Origin of the sequence: Staphylococcus pasteuri (genome assembly GCF_030547725.1) — a bacterium.
Classification (GTDB): Bacteria; Bacillota; Bacilli; order Staphylococcales; family Staphylococcaceae; genus Staphylococcus; species Staphylococcus pasteuri.
On record NZ_JAUOQO010000404.1, the window covers coordinates 1 to 266 of the forward strand.

Below are 266 nucleotides of genomic sequence, written 5' to 3' on the forward strand. Positions count from 1 at the left end.
GCCAGGCACTAACTTAAAAATTAAAAACGTTGCGCCAGTAGCAGTACATGCAGAGTTACCTGCTTTTATTAAACCAGGTCAAACTATCGACATTACAATATCAGCCATTGGTGAAGCTAAAAGCTTACGCGGTGGCAGTTTAGTACAAACCTTTTTGAAAGGAGCTGATGGCGAAGTTTATGCACTTGCTCAAGGTAGTTTAATTGTTGGTGGCTTTGGTGCCGAAGGTGCTGATGGCTCTAAAGTTATTTCAAACACACCTACGG

The 266-nt window shown here is 42.1% G+C and carries 1 protein-coding gene; it reads left to right on the plus strand.

Annotation, left to right across the window (positions count from 1 at the left end; translation table 11 throughout):
* Positions 1-266, plus strand: a 266-nt coding sequence (locus Q4528_RS14160) for a flagellar basal body P-ring protein FlgI (protein ID WP_303522251.1), incomplete at both ends; no start/stop codon positions are given.